General features: G+C 68.9%; 21 protein-coding genes. 17 read left to right on the forward strand and 4 right to left on the reverse strand.

All coding sequences use genetic code 11. The features are described from left to right. The first annotated feature begins 60 nt into the window (after positions 1 to 60). The 5 genes from hemA (at position 61) to SAHL_RS01870 (ending at position 4,180) form a co-directional block, all read left to right on the forward strand. On the forward strand, positions 61 to 1,347 hold the full coding sequence (gene hemA, locus SAHL_RS01850) for a glutamyl-tRNA reductase (RefSeq protein WP_123589715.1): 1,287 nt from the start codon (positions 61 to 63) through the stop codon (positions 1,345 to 1,347). Beyond that, positions 1,344 to 2,429 (forward strand): peptide chain release factor 1, encoded by a 1,086-nt coding sequence (prfA, locus tag SAHL_RS01855; RefSeq protein ID WP_123589716.1) that lies wholly within the window; start codon positions 1,344 to 1,346, stop codon positions 2,427 to 2,429. The genes hemA and prfA overlap by 4 nt, the downstream gene beginning before the upstream one ends. Then, positions 2,429 to 3,301, forward strand: coding sequence for a peptide chain release factor N(5)-glutamine methyltransferase (prmC, locus tag SAHL_RS01860; RefSeq protein WP_123589717.1), 873 nt, complete (start codon positions 2,429 to 2,431; stop codon positions 3,299 to 3,301). Before prfA ends, prmC begins: the two co-directional genes overlap by 1 nt. Positions 3,302 to 3,701: 400 nt before the next feature. Then, the gene (locus tag SAHL_RS01865) at positions 3,702 to 4,004 is read left to right on the forward strand and encodes an Npun_F0296 family exosortase-dependent surface protein (RefSeq protein WP_463668282.1); all 303 of its coding nucleotides are present in this window, start codon (positions 3,702 to 3,704) and stop codon (positions 4,002 to 4,004) included. Then, complete coding sequence (locus tag SAHL_RS01870; protein WP_123589719.1) at positions 4,001 to 4,180, forward strand: PEP-CTERM sorting domain-containing protein; 180 nt, start codon at positions 4,001 to 4,003, stop codon at positions 4,178 to 4,180. Before SAHL_RS01865 ends, SAHL_RS01870 begins: the two co-directional genes overlap by 4 nt. Before the next feature lie 132 nt (positions 4,181 to 4,312). Here SAHL_RS01870 and SAHL_RS01875 read toward each other — a convergent pair whose 3' ends face one another. Beyond that, positions 4,313 to 5,323, reverse strand: a complete 1,011-nt coding sequence (locus SAHL_RS01875; RefSeq protein WP_123589720.1) for an isocitrate dehydrogenase — start codon at positions 5,321 to 5,323, stop codon at positions 4,313 to 4,315. Between the two features lie 345 nt (positions 5,324 to 5,668). Here SAHL_RS01875 and SAHL_RS01880 point away from each other — a divergent pair, with 345 nt between their 5' ends. The 9 genes from SAHL_RS01880 (at position 5,669) to SAHL_RS01920 (ending at position 12,506) form a co-directional block, all read left to right on the forward strand. Then, on the forward strand, positions 5,669 to 6,196 hold the full coding sequence (locus SAHL_RS01880; protein ID WP_123589721.1) for a L,D-transpeptidase family protein: 528 nt from the start codon (positions 5,669 to 5,671) through the stop codon (positions 6,194 to 6,196). A 26-nt stretch (positions 6,197 to 6,222) separates the two neighbouring features. After that, the gene (locus tag SAHL_RS01885) at positions 6,223 to 7,218 is read left to right on the forward strand and encodes a cation efflux transmembrane domain-containing protein (RefSeq protein ID WP_123589722.1); all 996 of its coding nucleotides are present in this window, start codon (positions 6,223 to 6,225) and stop codon (positions 7,216 to 7,218) included. A 78-nt stretch (positions 7,219 to 7,296) separates the two neighbouring features. Continuing rightward, positions 7,297 to 7,707: a M67 family metallopeptidase gene (locus SAHL_RS01890; protein ID WP_123589723.1), complete on the forward strand. Its 411-nt coding sequence runs from the start codon at positions 7,297 to 7,299 to the stop codon at positions 7,705 to 7,707. Positions 7,708 to 7,782: 75 nt separating this feature from the next. Beyond that, complete coding sequence (locus tag SAHL_RS01895; RefSeq protein ID WP_123589724.1) at positions 7,783 to 9,495, forward strand: proline--tRNA ligase; 1,713 nt, start codon at positions 7,783 to 7,785, stop codon at positions 9,493 to 9,495. Continuing rightward, positions 9,492 to 10,082, forward strand: a complete 591-nt coding sequence (locus SAHL_RS01900) for a lytic transglycosylase domain-containing protein (RefSeq protein ID WP_123589725.1) — start codon at positions 9,492 to 9,494, stop codon at positions 10,080 to 10,082. The genes SAHL_RS01895 and SAHL_RS01900 overlap by 4 nt, the downstream gene beginning before the upstream one ends. A gap of 66 nt (positions 10,083 to 10,148) precedes the next feature. Further along, on the forward strand, positions 10,149 to 10,517 hold the full coding sequence (locus SAHL_RS01905; protein ID WP_148045449.1) for an ArsC/Spx/MgsR family protein: 369 nt from the start codon (positions 10,149 to 10,151) through the stop codon (positions 10,515 to 10,517). Next, positions 10,510 to 11,112, forward strand: coding sequence for an NAD(P)H:quinone oxidoreductase (wrbA, locus tag SAHL_RS01910; RefSeq protein ID WP_123589727.1), 603 nt, complete (start codon positions 10,510 to 10,512; stop codon positions 11,110 to 11,112). The genes SAHL_RS01905 and wrbA overlap by 8 nt, the downstream gene beginning before the upstream one ends. Further along, positions 11,112 to 11,474 (forward strand): DUF2069 domain-containing protein, encoded by a 363-nt coding sequence (locus tag SAHL_RS01915; RefSeq protein ID WP_123589728.1) that lies wholly within the window; start codon positions 11,112 to 11,114, stop codon positions 11,472 to 11,474. Before wrbA ends, SAHL_RS01915 begins: the two co-directional genes overlap by 1 nt. A 327-nt stretch (positions 11,475 to 11,801) precedes the next feature. Further along, the gene (locus SAHL_RS01920; protein ID WP_123589729.1) at positions 11,802 to 12,506 is read left to right on the forward strand and encodes a DUF1194 domain-containing protein; all 705 of its coding nucleotides are present in this window, start codon (positions 11,802 to 11,804) and stop codon (positions 12,504 to 12,506) included. 49 nt (positions 12,507 to 12,555) lie between these two features. Here the strand turns inward: SAHL_RS01920 and hda are convergent, their stop codons facing one another. Both hda and SAHL_RS01930 read right to left on the reverse strand, forming a co-directional pair. Then, positions 12,556 to 13,251, reverse strand: coding sequence for a DnaA regulatory inactivator Hda (hda, locus tag SAHL_RS01925; RefSeq protein ID WP_123589730.1), 696 nt, complete (start codon positions 13,249 to 13,251; stop codon positions 12,556 to 12,558). Next, positions 13,251 to 14,300, reverse strand: coding sequence for an AI-2E family transporter (locus SAHL_RS01930; protein ID WP_123589731.1), 1,050 nt, complete (start codon positions 14,298 to 14,300; stop codon positions 13,251 to 13,253). Before SAHL_RS01930 ends, hda begins: the two co-directional genes overlap by 1 nt. A gap of 198 nt (positions 14,301 to 14,498) precedes the next feature. On the opposite strand from SAHL_RS01930, the gene purM reads away from it, so the two are divergent. The 3 genes from purM to SAHL_RS01945 are packed head-to-tail and all read left to right on the forward strand — an operon-like array spanning position 14,499 to position 16,943. Next, entirely contained in the window at positions 14,499 to 15,539 is a 1,041-nt protein-coding gene (gene purM, locus SAHL_RS01935; protein ID WP_123589732.1) for a phosphoribosylformylglycinamidine cyclo-ligase, read from the forward strand. After that, entirely contained in the window at positions 15,536 to 16,225 is a 690-nt protein-coding gene (gene purN / locus SAHL_RS01940) for a phosphoribosylglycinamide formyltransferase (RefSeq protein ID WP_123589733.1), read from the forward strand. Before purM ends, purN begins: the two co-directional genes overlap by 4 nt. Then, positions 16,194 to 16,943 carry a DUF3108 domain-containing protein gene (locus SAHL_RS01945; RefSeq protein WP_123589734.1) on the forward strand — a complete coding sequence of 250 codons (750 nt, stop codon included), beginning with the start codon at positions 16,194 to 16,196 and terminating at the stop codon, positions 16,941 to 16,943. The genes purN and SAHL_RS01945 overlap by 32 nt, the downstream gene beginning before the upstream one ends. Before the next feature lie 190 nt (positions 16,944 to 17,133). Here the strand turns inward: SAHL_RS01945 and dcd are convergent, their stop codons facing one another. Next, the gene (gene dcd, locus SAHL_RS01950) at positions 17,134 to 17,700 is read right to left on the reverse strand and encodes a dCTP deaminase (protein ID WP_123589735.1); all 567 of its coding nucleotides are present in this window, start codon (positions 17,698 to 17,700) and stop codon (positions 17,134 to 17,136) included. Positions 17,701 to 17,739 lie beyond the last annotated feature (39 nt).

Here is a 17,739-nt window from a genome sequence, read left to right on the forward strand (position 1 = left end):
CGCACGGACAACGCTGCCATGCAACCGCGGATCGTGGACCGCTCGCGGTAGAATGCGCCCATGACGCTGCTGACCGTCGGCCTGAACCACAATACCGCGCCCCTTGCCGTGCGCGAGACCGCCGCCTTTCCGCCCGAGCAGTTCGACGACGCGCTCGGCGACCTGCTGCGTCTGCCCCACGTCGAGGAAGGCGCGATCCTGTCGACCTGCAACCGCACCGAGCTCTACGCGGTCACGGATGCGCCCGGCGACGGCACCCTGCGCGACTGGCTCTGTCGTCAGCGCGGGCTGAGCGCTCACGACATGAGCGGGCATTTCTACGTCTACCGCGACCGCGACACCATTCGCCATACGCTGCGGGTCGCCTCCGGCCTGGATTCCATGATTCTGGGCGAGCCGCAGATCCTCGGCCAGATGAAGGACGCCTACCGCAGCGCCCGGGCGGCGCGCGGCACCGGCCCGCTGCTCACGCGGCTGTTCGAGCACAGCTTCGCCGTCGCCAAGCAGATCCGCAGCCAGACCGACATCGGCGCCAACCCCGTGTCGGTGGCCTACGCCGGTGTCAGCCTGGCGCGTCAGATCTTCGCCGACCTGTCCGAGACCTGTGCCATGCTCATCGGCGCCGGCGACACCATCGACCTGACCGCGCGCTATCTCGCCGAGATCGGCGTCTCGCGCATGGTCTTCGCCAACCGCAGCGTCGAGCGCGCTCAGGCGCTGGCGACGCGCTACCACGGCTACGCCATCGCGCTGGCCGACGTACCCGCGCATCTGGCCGAAGCCGACATGGTGATCGCCTCGACCGCCGCCCCCGGCTACATCGTGCACTTCTCGCAGCTCAAGGCCGCGGTCAAGCGCCGGCGGCGCAAGCCGATGTTCGTGCTCGACCTGGCCGTGCCACGCGACATCGATCCGGCCGCGGGCGAGCTCGAGGACATCTACCTGTATTCGGTGGATGACCTGCAGGGCGTGATCGACGACAATCTGCGTTCGCGCGAGCAGGCGGCCTCGCTCGCCGACGGCATGCTCGACGCCCGCATCGAGGAATACATCGACTGGCTGGATTCCCGCCGGGCCACCGATACCATCAAGGCGCTGCGCCGTCAGGCCGAGGCCGAGCGCGACGAAGTGCTCGACAAGGCTCGCCGCCGCCTCGCCCGCGGCGACGATACCGACGCGGTGCTCGCCTTCGTCGGCCGTACACTGACCAACAAGCTCATGCATCCGCCCAGCGCGACCCTGCGGCATGCCCGCGGCGCCCACCAGCAGGAACTGCTGACCGGCGCTCGCGAACTGTTCCAGCTCGAAGAGCCCGAGCACGACAAGGACGACGACGACATCACATGAAGGATTCGCTCCGCCGCAAGCTCGAGGAACTGGTCGAACGCCACGAGGATCTGGCGCATTCGCTGTCCGATCCCGAGGTCATCAACGATCAGGCCAAGTTCCGGCGCATGTCGCAGGAATACGCCCAGCTCGAGGCGCTGACCGAGGACTATCGCGCCTGGCGCGCGCTGGTCGACGAGATCGCCGATCTGGAGGGCATGGTCGAGGCCGACGAGACCGAACTGCGCGAGATGGCCGAATCCGAACTGGCCGAAGCGCGGCCGCGGCTGGACTCGCTCGAAGCCGCCCTGCGCAAGCACCTGATCCCCCGCGACCCGAACGACAGCGCCAATCTCTATCTCGAGATCCGCGCCGGTACCGGCGGCGACGAGGCTGCGCTGTTCGCCGGCGATCTGTTTCGCATGTACAGCAGCTACGCCGAGAAACACGGCTGGCGCATCGAGATCCTGTCGGCAAGCGAGGGCGAGCACGGCGGCTACAAGGAAGTCATATCGCGGGTGATCGGCGACGGCGCGTTCTCGCATCTGAAGTTCGAATCCGGCGCCCACCGCGTGCAGCGGGTCCCGGCGACCGAGTCCCAGGGCCGCATCCACACCTCCGCCTGCACGGTCGCGGTCCTGCCGGAGCCGGACGAAGTCGAGGCCATCCAGATCGACGCCAACGATCTGCGCGTGGACACGTTTCGCGCGGCGGGCGCCGGCGGCCAGCACGTCAACAAGACCGACTCGGCCATCCGCATCACCCATCTGCCCACCGGGGTGGTGGTCGAATGCCAGCAGGAGCGCTCACAGCACAAGAACCGGGCCCGCGCCCTAAGCCTGCTGCAGACCAAGCTGATGACCGCCGAGCAGGACAAGCAGGACCGCGAACAGGCGGATGCGCGCAAGCGGCTGGTCGGCAGTGGCGACCGCTCGGAACGCATCCGCACCTACAATTTTCCGCAGGGGCGGGTGACCGATCACCGCATCAACCTCACCCTCTACAAGCTCGACGACGTCATGTCCGGCAACCTCGAGGAAGTCATCGAGACCCTGACCAGCGAACATCAGGCGGACCAGCTCGCCGAGCTGGGCGCGGCGTGATGACCGCCACGAGCGCCCCGTGCACGCTGGCGGCGGCGCTGCGCGAGGCTCGCCGCCGGCTGGCCTCGGTCAGCGACACGCCGGATCTGGACGCGCGCTGGCTGGCCGAGCACGCGCTGGATGTCGGTGCGGCCTATCTGCTGGCCCACGCGGACACGCCGCTCCCGGCGACGGCGTCCGCGCGCTACGAATCACTGGTCGAACGGCGCGCGGCCGGCGAGCCGCTGGCCTACATCATCGGCCGCGCCGGGTTCTGGTCGCTCGATCTGCGTGTGACCCCGGACGTGCTCATTCCGCGCCCGGATACCGAAACCCTGGTAGAGGCGGCCCTCGCGCGGCTGCCTCCGGACGCGCCGCTGGCCGTGGCGGATCTCGGCACGGGCTCCGGAGCGATCGCCCTGGCCCTGGCCCGGGAGCGCCCGGCCTGGCACATAGTGGCCACCGAAGCCAGCGAGGCCGCGTTGGCCGTGGCCCGCGACAACGCCCGGGCCCTCGATCTGGATCGGGTCGAATGCGTGGCCGGCCCCTGGCTCGAAGCCGTCGCCGGGCGCCGCTTCGACGCCATCGTCGCCAACCCGCCCTACGTGGCGCCCGACGATCCGCATCTGCACGACCTGGCCCACGAGCCGCACGCGGCACTCGTGGCCGCCGACGACGGCCTGGCCGACCTAGCGGCGATCGCCGCGGCCGCACCCGCCCATCTGCGCGGCCCCGGCTGGCTGCTGCTGGAGCACGGCGCCGACCAGGGCTCCGCCGTGCGCGACCTGCTGGCGGCCGCGGGCTTCGAGGCCGAGACGATCAGCGATCTGGGTCGGCGCGCACGCGTGACCTGCGGCCATCTCGCCGGCGACGCCATCTGTCGCTCGGCCTGACACCGCCGGGACGCAACCCGACCCGTCAATCGCCTGATCCGGCGCGGCTTCGACCGCAGCCGACACAGCGCGAACGCGGTCCGGCGGCCAACGGCGTCGGAGAACCTGCCAGTCGCCCGACTGCGACCGCTGCGCCCCTCGCAAGGCATTGATCCATTGGTTTTCCCGGTGAGGGCACATTTCTGGCCTTAACAAGCCCGGCCTCACCAGAAGAAAGGATCAGGAGTATCCACCATGAAACAGGTCAGCACGATGGTGTTCGCAGCGGCGATGGTCGCCGCCGGTTCCGCGAGCGCCGCCACGAACACCTACGACAGCACCCCGACGCCAACGGCGTGCCCATGTCCAGCGTTGCCGGCGTGACCGCCGTCGACTTCAACAGCGGCTGCGGTTATGCCGCCTGCAGCGGCAACTATGCGCTGGTGACCGGCAGCTCCGGCCAGTAGGCGCCCCGCCCCGGGCCAGCGACCCCGACACCACGGAGTATCCGACCGTGCCGGAGAATCTCAGCCAACAGCCGATCTCCGCGGAGTTCTCGCTCGGCACCTCCGCCAATTACTTCGGCCTGCTCTGGGACTCGATCGACGACGACAACACGCTCGAGTTCCTGCTCGACGGCACCGTCGTGGACAGCTATGCCGGTCTCGACATCACCAATCCGGCCGACGGCAACCAGAACTCGCCGGGGACCACACCCACGTGAACTTCTTCGGGGTGCCCGAGTTCAACGGCATCCGCATGACCCGCTCGCCGTACGCGTTCGAGAGCGGCAATCGCGCCTTCGGCAAGACCAGCGTGCCCGAGCCGGGCGCACTGGCGCTGTTCGGCGCGGGTCTGGTGGGCGCCGCCTGGGCGCGGCGTCGCACCCACGGCGGCTGATCGAAGAAGCGATCCCAAGAGAGCCGCGCGCGGGCGGCTCTGTCTATCTGCGAGCCCTCATCGGGCCGGTACCGCCCGCGACCGAACGCGGTCGACGCGGCCCGATGGAGGCGCTCGGCTCGGAGACTGGCGTCAGAGCCGCTCGATGACCGCGTCGGTGAAGCTCGACGTGGTGCCGTCGCCGCCCAGGTCCGGCGTGACCCGGTCGTGATCGGCGACCGCCGCGCGCACCGCCCGGCGGATGCGCTCGGCGTCCTCGCGCCGGCCGATGTGCTCCAGCAGCAGCGCCGAGGCCAGAACCACCGACGTGGGGTTGGCGATGCCCTTGCCGGCGATGTCCGGCGCGCTGCCGTGCACGGCCTCGAACATCGCGCAGTTCTCGCCGATGTTGGCGCCGGGCGCGAGCCCCAGCCCGCCGATCAGGCCGGCGCAGAGGTCGGAGATGATGTCGCCGAACAGGTTCGTGGTGACGATCACGTCGAACTGCTCGGGATACATCACCAGCTTCATGGCACAGGCGTCGACGATGATCTCGTCGTGCTCGAGATCATCGTACTCCTGCGCGATCTCGCGGCCGACATCGAGAAACAGCCCGGAGGTGGATTTCATGATGTTGGCCTTGTGCGCCAGGGTGACCTTGCGACGACCGCGCGAGCGCGCCATTTCGAAGGCGAAGCGGATGATGCGCTCGCACTGTTCGCGCGTGATCACCGACAGGGCCTCGGCCCGGGTGCCGTCCTCGGAGACCGTCTGGCCCTCCCCGGAGTACATGCCGCCCTTGTTCTCGCGGACGGTGATGATGTCCAGACCCTCGTAGCGCGACCGGGTCCCGGGCATGGACAGCGTCGGCCGCACGTTGGCGTACAGATCGAACTTCTTGCGCATGGCCACGTTGACCGAGCGATAGCCCTTGCCGGACGGCGTGGTGACCGGCCCCTTCAGAACCAGCCCGGTGCGTTCGATCGATGCGATCGCCGCCTCCGGCATGACGTCGGACGCGCCCGCGTCGAGGGCCGCCTGCCCCACCTGGACCTCTTCATAATCCAGCCCGGGATCCAGCGCCTCGAGAATACGTAGGGCCGAATCAACGATATCGGGGCCGATACCGTCGCCCTTGATGACCGTAACCGGTGTAGTGCTCATGTCGATTCCCGTTAACGAATGTTGGGGCACCGGGGGCGAAACGGGCCTTGATGGTCGCGCCTCACCGGCTTGAATATGTGGCATGCTAGCACTGGCTGCGACAGCGGTTCGCGGCATCCGGCGCCCGCGCCGAGAACCCTGGCCGACGCTCTGCGCATGCGAGCACGCACCGCGTGGCGCGAGGCTTTTGTGTCCGCCCGGTGCCCCGGGTACCGGGGCCGTCGTGCGGGTTGCGCCGGAAAAATTCGGTTTTCGGTCCACTCGGCGGCGTCATCGCATGAATCTGCGCCGGCCGGACGCCGGGTCGGCCACGGCATTCCGCTACATCGACAGACGAATCACGCCATGCACTCGATCCCTTTCGCCTGCCGTATTTTCGTCATCGCGCTGCTGTCGTTGATGGCGGTCTGTAGCGCCAATGCCAGCGACGGGGTCGCCGACAGCGACATCGAACCGGAGGCCGCGGTGGATCTCGTCGTGGTGATGAAATCCGAACGCGTGCTCTATCTCTACGACGACGGCCTGATCGTCGGCCAGTATCCGATCGCACTCGGCAAGAACCCCGTCGGCACCAAGCGCGAACGCGGCGACAACCGCACCCCGGAGGGCGCCTACACGCTGGACTGGCGCAATCCGGACAGTATCTTCCACCGCTCGATCCACATCTCCTATCCCAAGCCCAGCGATGTCCGCGCCTCGAAGGCTCGAGGCCTGGACCCCGGCGACATGATCATGATCCACGGCCAGCCGGACTACGACGACCGCGATCGCAAGGGCGACTGGACCAACGGCTGCATCGCCGTGTCCAACGCGGCCATCAACGATATCTGGACGCGCGTGCCCGACGGCACGCGCATCCACATCTATCCCTGATCGCGACGCGCTGACGGAACGCCCGAATGACTGATCAGGCACCGCGACCGCCCGGCCGCCTGCCGCCCGACAAGCGCGAGCAACTGACCCGTGCGCGACGGCTCGAGTGGCTCACGCTCGCGCTTCGGGTGACCGTGGTCCTGGCGCTCTACGCGGGGCTCGGGCGTACCCAGGCGCTGGACGCCATCTGGCTCAAGAGTCTGTGGTCGCTGCTGCCCCCCGCGGCCTTTCTCGCGGCCTGCCGGATCGAGGCCTGGCAGCCGACACCGCGTTTTCCGCACGGCTTCTACCGTGCCGGCAGCATCGCCTTTCTCGCGGCCGCACTCGCGCTCGCGACCATGGGGCTGTACCTGTGCTGGACCGGCCTTCGCGGGCTGCTCCACAGTCGCCATCCGGGTCTGGCGACGTTTGCGGAGACCGGCTGGCTGACCTGGCCCGGTTGGCCCGCGGTGGCCGCCCTGCTCTACAGCATCGCCGTGCCCCTGGTGGCGGGCCGCTCGCGCCAGGCGCTGGCCATACGGCTGCACGACAAGGGCCTCTACGCCGACGCGGAGATGGGGCGCATGAGCTGGATGGCCGGCGGCGCGGCCGTCATCGGCGTGCTCTGCGTGGGGCTGGGCCTGGGCCGCGTCGATTTCGTGGCCACCCTGCTCATCGGCGCCGACATCCTGCGCCACGGCAGCCGGCTGCTGCAGACCGCGGTCTGCGACCTGATCGACGAAGTGCCGCGCGGGATCGGTTCCGCCCAGGTCGACCCGCTGGGCGGACGCGTACTCGCCTACCTGGAATCGCTGGACTGGATCGATACCGCGCGGGTGCGCCTGCGCGAAGAGGGCCGCCTGCTCACCGGCGTGGCCTTCGTCGCCCCCAACACCGAACACGACCTGGTGGACCGCCTGGAGCGGGCGCGCGGCGACATTCGTGCAATGGACTGGCGGCTGCTGGACATCGCCCTGGTGCCCGTGGCCGACTCGCGCTGCCGTGCCCTGCCGGACAGTCCGGGCCGGCCGAGCTGGATCTGAGTCGCGCGTGCGGACCGGCTGTCGCGAGGCCATGCCCGCGCGCTATCATGCGCGCCGGTTTCGCGGCGACAGTACATCTTGACAGCATTGAAGATCAGCCGGCCGCTGGCCACCCGACTCCTGTTCGAGGCGCAGAAGCAGCCCGATACCGAGGTCTGCGGCTTTCTCAGCGCCCTCGACGGCCACCCCCGGGAGATCTATCCGGTGGCCAACGTCGCCGACGATCCGGCGCGCCGTTTCGAGATGGACCCGGCCGACCAGATCCGCGCGATGAAGACCATGCGCGAGCGCGGCGAGACCATGCTGGCGATCTATCACTCGCACCCGAGCGCGCCGCCCGAGCCCTCCGTCCACGATCTCGACGGTCTCGGCTATCCCGACGCGCTGTATCTGATCATCTCGTTGAACATCAAGGGCGTGCTCGAGATGCGTGCCTGGCAGCGCCAGGACGATCGGATGATCGAACACACGCTCACCGTCATGGACTGAGTCCGGCGCCCCCGCCGCCGGTTTTTTGTAGAATCGCGGCTGACTCGTCCGTTCTCCCCGAAAAAGACACCGAACATGCGTCTATCCCGCTTCGCGCTCGCCACCACCAAGCAGACACCGGCCGACGCCGAGATCATCTCGCATCAGCTGATGCTGCGCGCCGGCATGATCCGCCGGCTCGCCGCCGGCCTCTACACGTGGTCGCCCCTGGGCATGCGCGTACTGCGCAAGGTGGAGAACATCATCCGCGAGGAGATGGATGCGGCCGGCGCGCTGGAAGTGCTCATGCCGGCGGTCCAGCCCGCGGAGCTTTGGCGCGAAAGCGGCCGCTGGGAGGCCATGGGCGACCTGATGCTGAAGATGGACGACCGGCTCGGCCGCGAGTACTGCTTCGGCCCGACCCATGAAGAAGTCATCACCGATTTCGCCAAGCGCGACATCGCCAGTTACAAGCAGCTGCCGGTGAACTTCTACCAGATCCAGACCAAGTTCCGCGACGAGATCCGGCCGCGCTTCGGGCTGATGCGCGCGCGCGAGTTCATCATGAAGGACGCCTACTCCTTTCATATGGACGAGGCGGATCTGGACCGCGAATACCACGGCATGCGCGCCGCCTACACCCGCATCCTCGACCGCATGGGGCTGGACTACCGGATCGTCGCCGCCGACTCGGGCGCGATCGGCGGCGCCAAGTCCGAGGAGTTCCACGTCCTGGCCCACAGCGGCGAGGACGAACTGGCGGTGTCCGAATCCGGCGCCTATGCGGCCAACATCGAGGCCGCGGTGACCCGGGCGCCGGCCGGCGAGCGGCCGGCGCCCGGCGGCGAGCTGCGCAAGGTGGACACCCCGGGCGTGGCGACCATCGCCGATCTCTGCCGCGCGCTGGATCTGCCCGCCGAAGCCACGGCCAAGGCGATCGTCGTCGCCGGCGACGACGATCGGCCGGTACTGCTGGTCTTGCGCGGCGACCACTCGCTCAACGACATCAAGGCCGAGGGCATCGACGGCATCGCCAGCCCGCTGCGATTCGCCGAGGAGGCCGTGATCCGCGAGCACTTCGGCGCCGGGCCGGGCTCGCTCGGCCCCGTGCATCTGTCCCTGCGCGTGATCGCCGATCATGCCCTGGAAAAGACCGCCGACATGGCGGTGGGCGCGAACTACGACGGTGCCCACTTCGTGAACTTCAACTGGGGCCGTGACGCCCCGGAACCGGAATTCGCCGACCTGCGCAACGCCGTCGCGGGCGATCCGGCCCCCGACGGCTCGCCGCTCGCGGTGCTGCGCGGCATCGAGGTCGGCCATGTGTTCCAGCTCGGCGACAAGTACAGCCGCGCGCTGGAACTGACCGTGCTCGACGAGAACGGTGCGGCGGTAACGCCGCAGATGGGCTGCTACGGCTTCGGCGTCTCCCGGATCGTTGCCGCGGCCATCGAACAGTGCTTCGACGACGGCGGCATCTGCTGGCCGACGGCGATCGCACCGTTCGAGCTGGTGATCGTGCCGATCAAGGCCGACAAGTCCGAGCGCGTGCGCGACGCCTGTGACACGCTCTATGCCGAATGCCGGGCGGCCGGTATCGACGTCGCCCTCGACGATCGCGGGCTGCGCCCCGGGCCGATGTTCGCCGACGCCGAGCTGATCGGCATTCCCCACCGCATCGTCATATCCGAGCGCGGCCTGGACGCAGGCACGCTCGAATACAAGGGCCGTCGTGATGCCGAGAGCCGGCAGATCGGGCACGGCCTGGATGCGATCCGGGAGGCAATGGGCCGCACCGACGGCACATGAGGCCCGCGGCGGCCGTCGCGGCGGGCCTGGTCGTCGCCGGTGCGCTGATGCCGATATCCCGGGCATCGGCGGCGGCCGCCGCCCGGGAGTCGGTCGATCCGGCGCTGCGCGAGCAGCTGATGACCGCGGTCGACGACGCCACGAGCTTCGACAACCGCTTCGCCGCCGAAGTCTGGCTGCTGGACATGGCCACCCGGCTGGCTCCGCAGATGCCGGACGCCGGTCGTCGGATGGCGCTGCTGAAGACGGTGCACGCCGAAGCCACGCGCGCCGGGCTGAGCCCGCAGCTGGTGCTGGCGCTGATTCAGGTGGAATCCGCTTTCAAACGCTTCGCCGTGTCCTCGGCCGGCGCCCGCGGCCTGATGCAGATCATGCCGTTCTGGATCGAGGAGATCGGCCGTCCGGACGACAATCTCTTCGACATGCGCACCAACCTGCGCTACGGCTGCACGATCCTCGCCTATTATCTCGACAAGGAGGACGGCAACGTCGTCCGCGCGCTGGCACGCTACAACGGCAGCCTCGGCGAGACCTGGTATCCCGCCCGCGTCGAGCGCGCGCTGCGCACGCGCTGGTATGGCCGCTGAACGATGCAGCAATTGCGCCCGCGCCCGGCCCCGGTCAGGATGACGCGGCCGCCGGCCGGAGACCCCATGCGACTCTATTTCAACCCGCGCTGCTCCAAGTCGCGTGCCGCCCGCGATCTGCTGGCTGGGGCCGGCCGGGACGTCGAGATCGTCGACTATCAGCGCCGCCCGCCCGATTCCGCGACGCTGGCCGCGCTCGTCGACGCCCTCGACGCGTCCCCCGCCTCGCTCGTGCGGGTGAACGATCCGGCGTTCGACCCTGACGCTGCCGGGCCGCTGGACCGCCGGCACGTGATCGAGCTGCTCGCGGCACGCCCGGGGCTCATGCAACGGCCGGTACTGGTCACGGGTGACCGCGCGGTCATCGCGCGGCCGCCCGAACGCGTATTCGAACTGATTGACCCGCCGACACAGGACGCCCCCGCCCATGAGTGACGAAATCCTCGTGCTCTACTACAGCCGCAACGGCGCCACCGCCAAGCTCGCCAACGAGGTTGCGCGCGGCGTCGCCCGAGCCGCACCGATGCAGCCGCGGGTGCGGACCGTACCGGAGGTCTCGCCCGACCACGAGGCCCAGGCCCCGGCCGTGCCGGTGGCGGGCGCGCCGTATGTCAGCCACGACGACCTCGAGGACTGCGCGGGGCTGATCATCGGCTCGCCCACGCGCTTCGGCAACATGGCCGCGCCGCTCAAGCACTTCATCGACACGCTTTCGGGGCAATGGCTGTCCGGCACGCTCACCGACAAGCCCGGTGCGGCGTTCACCTCCACCGGCAGCCTGCACGGCGGTCAGGAGACCACCCTGACCAGCATGATGCTGCCGTTGCTCCATCACGGCATGCTCATCGTCGGCCTGTCGTACACCGCCGACAACCTGCTCGCCGAGACCGATTCCGGCGGTACGCCCTACGGCGCCAGCCACGTCTCCGGCGTGATGGGCGAGAAACAGCTCACCGAGATCGAAAGCCAGCTGGCCCGCAATCTCGGCGAGCGCGTCGCCCGAACCGCCATCAAGCTGGGGGCGGGCTGATGCGCCGCTCGCGCTACGCGCTGGGCCTGGCCATCGCCGGCGACATCGGGCTCATCGCCAGCCTCTTTGTCATCGCCGGCAGCGGCAGTCAGCGCCTGATACTCGCGGCAGTGTTCAGCATTCCCCTGCTGATCGCCCTGAACGGTCTCGCCCGCGGCCGCATCTACACGGCGGCCTGGGCCTCGATGGCATCGCTGTTCTACCTGGCCTACGCGATGGTCGAGTACATCGCCGGAGCCGGCTCGCTCGGCGTCGATCTGTGTCTGGCTGCCAGCATCGCACTGTTCACCGGCACCGTGGTGTTCGCGAAATGGGATGCGCGCGAGCGCGGTCTCACCGGAAAGAAACGCGGCAACGACTGAGCCGCGTCGACACACCGCACACACAGGCGACCCGGCCGGCGCTGTCGGCCCGGCCGACAGCCACGCCCGCGGCCCCGCCTTGCGCAAAACAGCGATTCGGCCATCGGATTCAATCACTTGCCGCAACGCGCGCTGTGACCGCAGGAAAAACTCATGTCGTAATCGCTTACACAGCATGAGCGGATGAAACGCCGTTCTTTCTCAAATCTATGATTCATATCCGTTTTCCGTTCTGGCACGCGGCCTGCATCGAAAAGCCCGGGCCCGGGGGCGGGCTCGTCCCGAGGCGATCGCTTCGGGACAAACAACGGCACGAGGACCGCAGAGATGAAACTCAGGACATTGAGAAACATGCTGGTCGGTACGACATTGCTCGCGGGCAGCGCGACGGCCAGCGCGATCCCGATCGAACTCGGGCTCGCCATCGACGGCTCGGGGAGTATCGGCTTCTCCACCTTCCAGGCCCAGCAGAACATCTACGCCGACGTGTTGAGCGATCCGAACATCGTCCCGCAGGACGGCTCGGTCGCCATCGCGGCGCTGGTGTTTTCCAGCTCGTTAAACACCCTGTTCCCGGCGACCGTCATCGATCCGACGACCATCGGCGGTGTGGCCGACGCCATCCGCAACGCGACCTATCCGGGCGGCGGCACCAACATCGGTATCGGCATCGACGCGCTGACCAGCGAGATCTTCGGCAACGGCATCGACTCGGATCGCCAGGTCATCGACGTCTCGACCGACGGGGTGGGCTCGCTCGGCACCTCGGTGGCCGATTCGCTCGCGGCCGGCGTGGATCAGATCAATTGTCTGGGCATCGGCGCGGGTGCGAACTGCAGCTTCATTCCGGACGACTCGTTCTCCGTGATCATAAGCTCCTTCGACGACCTCGAGAGCGCACTGCGGCAGAAGCTGCAGCGTGAAATCGGCGGCGGGCCGATCGGCGTGCCCGAGCCGAGCGCCCTCGCCGTGCTGGCCCTGGGTCTGGCCGGCATCGGTGCGGCCGGTCGGCGCCGGGCGCGTCGGGGCTGAACATCGGTGGCTCATGCGGGCCGGCGGCACCCGCTGCCGGCCCTCTGGCCTAGATCTCCACCCGCAGGGCCTGCTTGACGAACGGGATGGTCAGGCGGCGCTGTTCCGCCAGCGACGCCTCGTCGAGCCGCTCGAGCGCGTCCATCAGCCAGGGTACGTCGCGCGTGCCGTGCCGCAGCAGCCAGCGCGCGGTCGCCTCGGGCAGATCCATGCCGCGCTGAGCGGCACGACGCACGAGCATCGCCTGCTTGTCGGCATCGTCCGGCGTCGCCATGGCAACCACCCCGCCCCAGCCGAGCCGGCTGGCCAGATCCGGCAGTGCGAGCCCGATATCGGCCGGCGGCCGCGCATCGGCCGCCAGCAACCGCCCGCCCCGATGGCGCAGCCCCTCGGTCAGGCTCAGCAGCGCGATCTCGGCGTCGCGGTGGGCGGCGATCGCGGAGACATCGTCCACGCAGACGCAATCCATATCGTCGAGGCCGGCGAGCAGCGACTCCGCATCGCGCCCGAGCTGGGCCAGGGGCACGTAGACGCTGCGCGCGCCGCCGTCACCGACCGCGCGACACACCGCCTGCAGCAGATGCGTCTTGCCGGTGGCCTCCGGCCCGTGGATGAACAGACGCTCGCTGCGGCCCGCGGCCAGATCCGCGACCGCCGCCTTGGCCGCACTGTTGCGACCACCCACGAAGGCGTCGAGCGTGGCGCTCTGGGGCAGCTGCACGCCAAGCACGAGCTGAGTGGCCATCAGTGATTCAGGTAGAGCCGGCTGGCGCGCCACTGCCGGCCGCCGTAACGCACGAGCACCGCAATAGTAGCCGCCACCGGCAGAGCCACGAGCACACCGACGAATCCAAACAGCTGACCGCCGGCCAGGACCGCGAAGATCACCCACACCGGATGCAGGCCGATGGCGTCGCCGAGCAGCAGCGGCTGCAGCACGACCTGCTCCATCACCTGACCGATGCCGAAGACCAGCGCCACCCAGAGCAGCGATACCGGATCGCCGGTCTGGACCAGCATGGCGATGCCGGCGACCAGCAGGCCGCTGATCACGCCGACATAGGGCACGAAGCTGACCATCCCCGCGCCCAGGCCGATCACCAGCGCGAGATCGAGTCCGGCCAGCCAGAGCCCGGCCACATAGATGCTGCCGAGTACCGTCATCACCACGAGCTGGCCGCGGATGAACTGGCCGAGCACCTCGTCGGTCTCCGACGCCAGCGCCGAAATCGTGCCGACATAGCGCCGCGGCAGCTGGGCCCGTATCCAGGCAACCATGTGGTCCCAGTCACGAAGCAGATAGAACAGGATCACCGGGATGAGCAGCAGGTTCATGACGATCGCCATGAGCGCCGTGCCCGAGGAGAACGCCCGCTGGAGGACCGTGGAGGCGAATCCGCCGGCCGTGCCCCAGTTCTCTGAAATCAGGCCCTTGATGGAATCCACATCGAACGGCTCGCCGCCGCGATCGACGCCGCCGAGCCAAGGCGCGATCGTGCGCTGGATCGAGTTCAGGTAGCGCGGCAGGTTCTGGATGAGTGTGTTCACCTGTTGCTGGAGCATCGGAAACAGCAGCAGCAGCAGCAGCACGAACACGAGCGTCACACCGGCGAAGACGACGACGACCCCGCTGGTGCGCGACAGCCCGACCCGCTCCAGCCGATCCACCATCGGATCGCATATGTAAGCCAGGCCGGCGCCGACGAGAAACGGCGTGAGGATCGAGCCGAGCATCCACAACGTCGCGATCACGAGCACCGGCAGCGCGATCGTGACCATGGTACGCGGGGTCATCGGACGCCCCGGGCGAGACGGGCCGGGCAACGGCGATCGACGGGCGCGCTGCGCGATACGGCGGCATGCAGGAAACGCTGGGACAAGACTACCTCTGCGGGATTCACGAGCGCGGTCAACCGGGTCCGCAACGCGCGTTACAATAACATGCAGCCGGGCAGCCGCCCGCCCTCCATACGTGATCACCGACGAGGCCCCGTGAGCGAACGCACTCCCCTGACCTATGCCGATGCCGGCGTGGACATCGATGCCGGCAACCGATTGGTCGACGCCATCCGCGAACCGGTGGAAGCCACCCGGCGGCCCGAGGTCATCGGCGGCCTGGGCGGCTTCGGCGGCCTGTTCGAGCTCCCGGTCGAGCGCTACCGGCGGCCGGTGCTGGTCTCCGGCACCGACGGCGTGGGCACGAAACTGCGGCTGGCCATCGACAATCGGCGCTATGACGGCATCGGCATCGACCTGGTCGCGATGTGCGTGAACGACGTGCTCGTCACCGGCGCGGAGCCGCTGTTCTTTCTCGACTACTACGCCACCGCCCGTCTCGACGCCGCGGTCGCCGCCCCGGTCATCCGGAGCATCGCCGAGGGCTGCCGGCAGGCGGGCGCGGCGCTGATCGGCGGCGAGACCGCGGAGATGCCGGGCATGTACGGCGCCGGCGATTTCGATCTCGCCGGCTTCTGTGTCGGCGTGGTCGAGTACGAGGCCCGCATCGACGGCAGCGGCATGACCGAGGGCGACACCGTCATCGGCCTGGCCTCCTCGGGGCCGCATTCCAACGGCTATTCGCTGATCCGCCGGATACTGGAAACCCACGGCGCCGGGCTGGACACGCCCGTCGGCGACACCACGCTCGCCGACGCGCTGCTGGCGCCGACCCGGATCTACGTCAGCGCCATCCATGCCCTGTTGGAGCGCGTCGACGTCCGCGGCATGGCGCACATCACCGGCGGCGGACTGGCGGAGAATCTGGCGCGGGTGATCCCGGAACACCTCGGCGCCACCCTCGAGCGCGACGCCTGGCCGCGTCCGCCCGTGTTCGACTGGCTGGCCGAGGCGGGCAACGTGAGCGAAGCGGAGATGCAGCGCACCTTCAACTGCGGGATCGGCTACTGCGTGATCGTGCCGTCCGACCAGGTCGCGGAGACGCTGGACGTGCTCGCGGCGGCCGGCGAGCAGGCCTGGCGTCTCGGCGAGATCCGGCGCCGGGACCCGCACACCGACGCCGTCCGACTGGTTTGACTCCGGCCGCCACCTGCGACGGGCCCGCGGCGCGGCTCGTCGTCGTCATATCCGGCCGTGGCCGCAATCTCGAGGCGATCATGGACGCCATCGAGCGCGGCGCGCTGAACGCGCGCATCGTGCTCGTGGCCAGCAACCGGGCGAACGCGGCCGGGCTTCGGACCGCCCGCCTCGCCGGGCTGCCGACGGTCGCGATCCAACCGCACGCCTTCGCCTCGCGCGAGGATTTCGATCGCGCCCTCGGCGCGCGCATCGACGCGGAGCGGCCGGACTGGGTCGCGCTCGCCGGTTACATGCGGCTGCTCAGTTCAGCCTTCGTACAGCGCTTTGCCGGCAGGCTGGTGAATATTCACCCCTCGCTGCTGCCGCACTACAAGGGGCTGCACACGCACGAACGCGTGCTGGCCGCGGGCGAACACCGTCACGGCGCCAGCGTGCATTTCGTCACCGACGCACTGGATGCCGGCCCGGTCATTCGCCAGGGCAGCATCGCGGTGGCGGCGGACGACACGCCGACGCGCCTGGCCGATCGTCTGATGCAGCGCGTGGAGCAGCGCATCTACCCGGCCGCGCTGGCCGAGCTCGCCGCCGGCCGCGTGCGCTGGCACGACGGCCGGGTGTGGCGCGACGGCCGGCCGCAGGAGCAGTGCCCGCATGAGGACCACGACACCGACGAAACGACCTGACCGCCGGCGGGGCGCCGCGCTGGCGCTCGGTCTCGCCCTGCTGATCGCATCGCCCGCCCAGGCGGCGGTCACCGACGCCTTCACCGCCGATTTCGACGTCCACCGCGGCAGCATCGCTCTGGGCACGACCACGTTCCGCCTCGAGGCCGGCGAGCGCGCCGGCTGCTATGTCTACAGCGGCCGCGCGGATCCCAACGCGCTCGTGCGCATGTTCATCGGCCGCGTCACAGACGAGAGTCGATTCTGCATCGAGGACGGCGCCATCCGGCCGCAGCATTTCCGTCATCACATCGACGGCGACGCCGAGGACAGCTACACGCTCGACTTCGACTGGTCGGCGCGCGAGGTCACCTACGAGAACGAAGCCGGCCGGCGCAAGACGATGGCGCTCGGCGACCGTGCGCTCGACCCGCTGTCGATCCAGATCGCGGCCCGGCGCTGGCTGGCCGAGGCCGACGACCCCGCGGCCCTCGGCGAGGCGCGCTTCGCATTGATCGACGAGGACGAGCGCAAGACCTACACGCTGCGGGTCTTCGAGGGCGGCACGATCGAGACCGAGGCCGGCATCTACGATACGCTGCGCGTCGAACGGGTCGACAGCAGTCGACATCTGCGCTTCTGGCTCGCGGAGAATGCCGACTGGATCCCCGTGCGCGTCGAGCACCAGAAAGGCGACGGCGGCGTCTTCCGCATGTCCATGACGCGTCTGCACCGCTGATCCGAGCCGCCGTGGGCGTCGGCATCGGCCGTGTCGTCTCCGGGCGCGCCCGCCGGCCCGGCTCCGCCCCTTCAGACCGAAACCCCGGGGTTGATCCGCCGCAGCCCCTAATTCCCGCGGACCCGCGTGCGTACGGCGAGACCGTACCGAACGCCGAGCCTCGCGATCTGCGCGGCGGGCGACGACGAAGTCAGGTGCGCGGCAGCGTCACCCCGCGCTGTCCCTGGTACTTGCCGCCGCGATCGGCGTACGAGGTCTCGCAGACCTCGTCGGATTCCAAAAACAGCATCTGTGCGACGCCCTCGTTGGCGTAGATCTTGGCGGGCAGCGGCGTCGTGTTGGAGAACTCGAGCGTCACGTGGCCCTCCCACTCCGGCTCCAGCGGCGTGACGTTCACGATAATGCCGCAACGCGCATAGGTGGATTTGCCCAGACAGATCGTGAGCACACTGCGCGGAATGCGGAAATACTCCACGGTGGAGGCCAGCGCGAAGGAGTTGGGCGGAATGATGCAGACCTCGCCCTCGAAATCGACGAAGCTGGCCGAGTCGAACGCCTTCGGATCGACCATCGCGGTATTGATGTTGGTGAATATCTTGAAATATGGCGAGCAGCGCACGTCGTAGCCGTAGCTGGACACGCCGTAAGACACGATCCGGTCGCCGTCGCGCGCCTTGACCTGGCCCGGTTCGAACGGCTCGATCATGCCGTGTTCGGCGGCCATGCGACGGATCCACTTGTCGGACTTGATGCTCATTGCGGGGCTTGCGGCGACGGGAAAACGCGCAGTCTAGCG

The organism is Salinisphaera orenii subsp. halophila YIM 95161 (genome assembly GCF_003732545.1).
Taxonomy (GTDB): Bacteria; Pseudomonadota; Gammaproteobacteria; order Nevskiales; family Salinisphaeraceae; genus Salinisphaera; species Salinisphaera orenii_A.

Excerpts from the sequence above, each read along its gene's own strand:
- hemA (WP_123589715.1), top strand. The coding sequence starts at position 61 with ATGACGCTGCTGACCGTCGGCCTGAACCACAATACCGCGCCCCTTGCC.
- prfA (WP_123589716.1), top strand. The coding sequence starts at position 1,344 with ATGAAGGATTCGCTCCGCCGCAAGCTCGAGGAACTGGTCGAACGCCAC.
- prmC (WP_123589717.1), top strand. The coding sequence starts at position 2,429 with ATGACCGCCACGAGCGCCCCGTGCACGCTGGCGGCGGCGCTGCGCGAG.
- SAHL_RS01875 (WP_123589720.1), bottom strand. The coding sequence starts at position 5,323 with ATGAGCACTACACCGGTTACGGTCATCAAGGGCGACGGTATCGGCCCC.
- SAHL_RS01880 (WP_123589721.1), top strand. The coding sequence starts at position 5,669 with ATGCACTCGATCCCTTTCGCCTGCCGTATTTTCGTCATCGCGCTGCTG.
- SAHL_RS01885 (WP_123589722.1), top strand. The coding sequence starts at position 6,223 with ATGACTGATCAGGCACCGCGACCGCCCGGCCGCCTGCCGCCCGACAAG.
- SAHL_RS01895 (WP_123589724.1), top strand. The coding sequence starts at position 7,783 with ATGCGTCTATCCCGCTTCGCGCTCGCCACCACCAAGCAGACACCGGCC.
- SAHL_RS01900 (WP_123589725.1), top strand. The coding sequence starts at position 9,492 with ATGAGGCCCGCGGCGGCCGTCGCGGCGGGCCTGGTCGTCGCCGGTGCG.
- SAHL_RS01905 (WP_148045449.1), top strand. The coding sequence starts at position 10,149 with ATGCGACTCTATTTCAACCCGCGCTGCTCCAAGTCGCGTGCCGCCCGC.
- wrbA (WP_123589727.1), top strand. The coding sequence starts at position 10,510 with ATGAGTGACGAAATCCTCGTGCTCTACTACAGCCGCAACGGCGCCACC.
- SAHL_RS01915 (WP_123589728.1), top strand. The coding sequence starts at position 11,112 with ATGCGCCGCTCGCGCTACGCGCTGGGCCTGGCCATCGCCGGCGACATC.
- SAHL_RS01920 (WP_123589729.1), top strand. The coding sequence starts at position 11,802 with ATGAAACTCAGGACATTGAGAAACATGCTGGTCGGTACGACATTGCTC.
- hda (WP_123589730.1), bottom strand. The coding sequence starts at position 13,251 with ATGGCCACTCAGCTCGTGCTTGGCGTGCAGCTGCCCCAGAGCGCCACG.
- SAHL_RS01930 (WP_123589731.1), bottom strand. The coding sequence starts at position 14,300 with ATGACCCCGCGTACCATGGTCACGATCGCGCTGCCGGTGCTCGTGATC.
- SAHL_RS01945 (WP_123589734.1), top strand. The coding sequence starts at position 16,194 with ATGAGGACCACGACACCGACGAAACGACCTGACCGCCGGCGGGGCGCC.
- dcd (WP_123589735.1), bottom strand. The coding sequence starts at position 17,700 with ATGAGCATCAAGTCCGACAAGTGGATCCGTCGCATGGCCGCCGAACAC.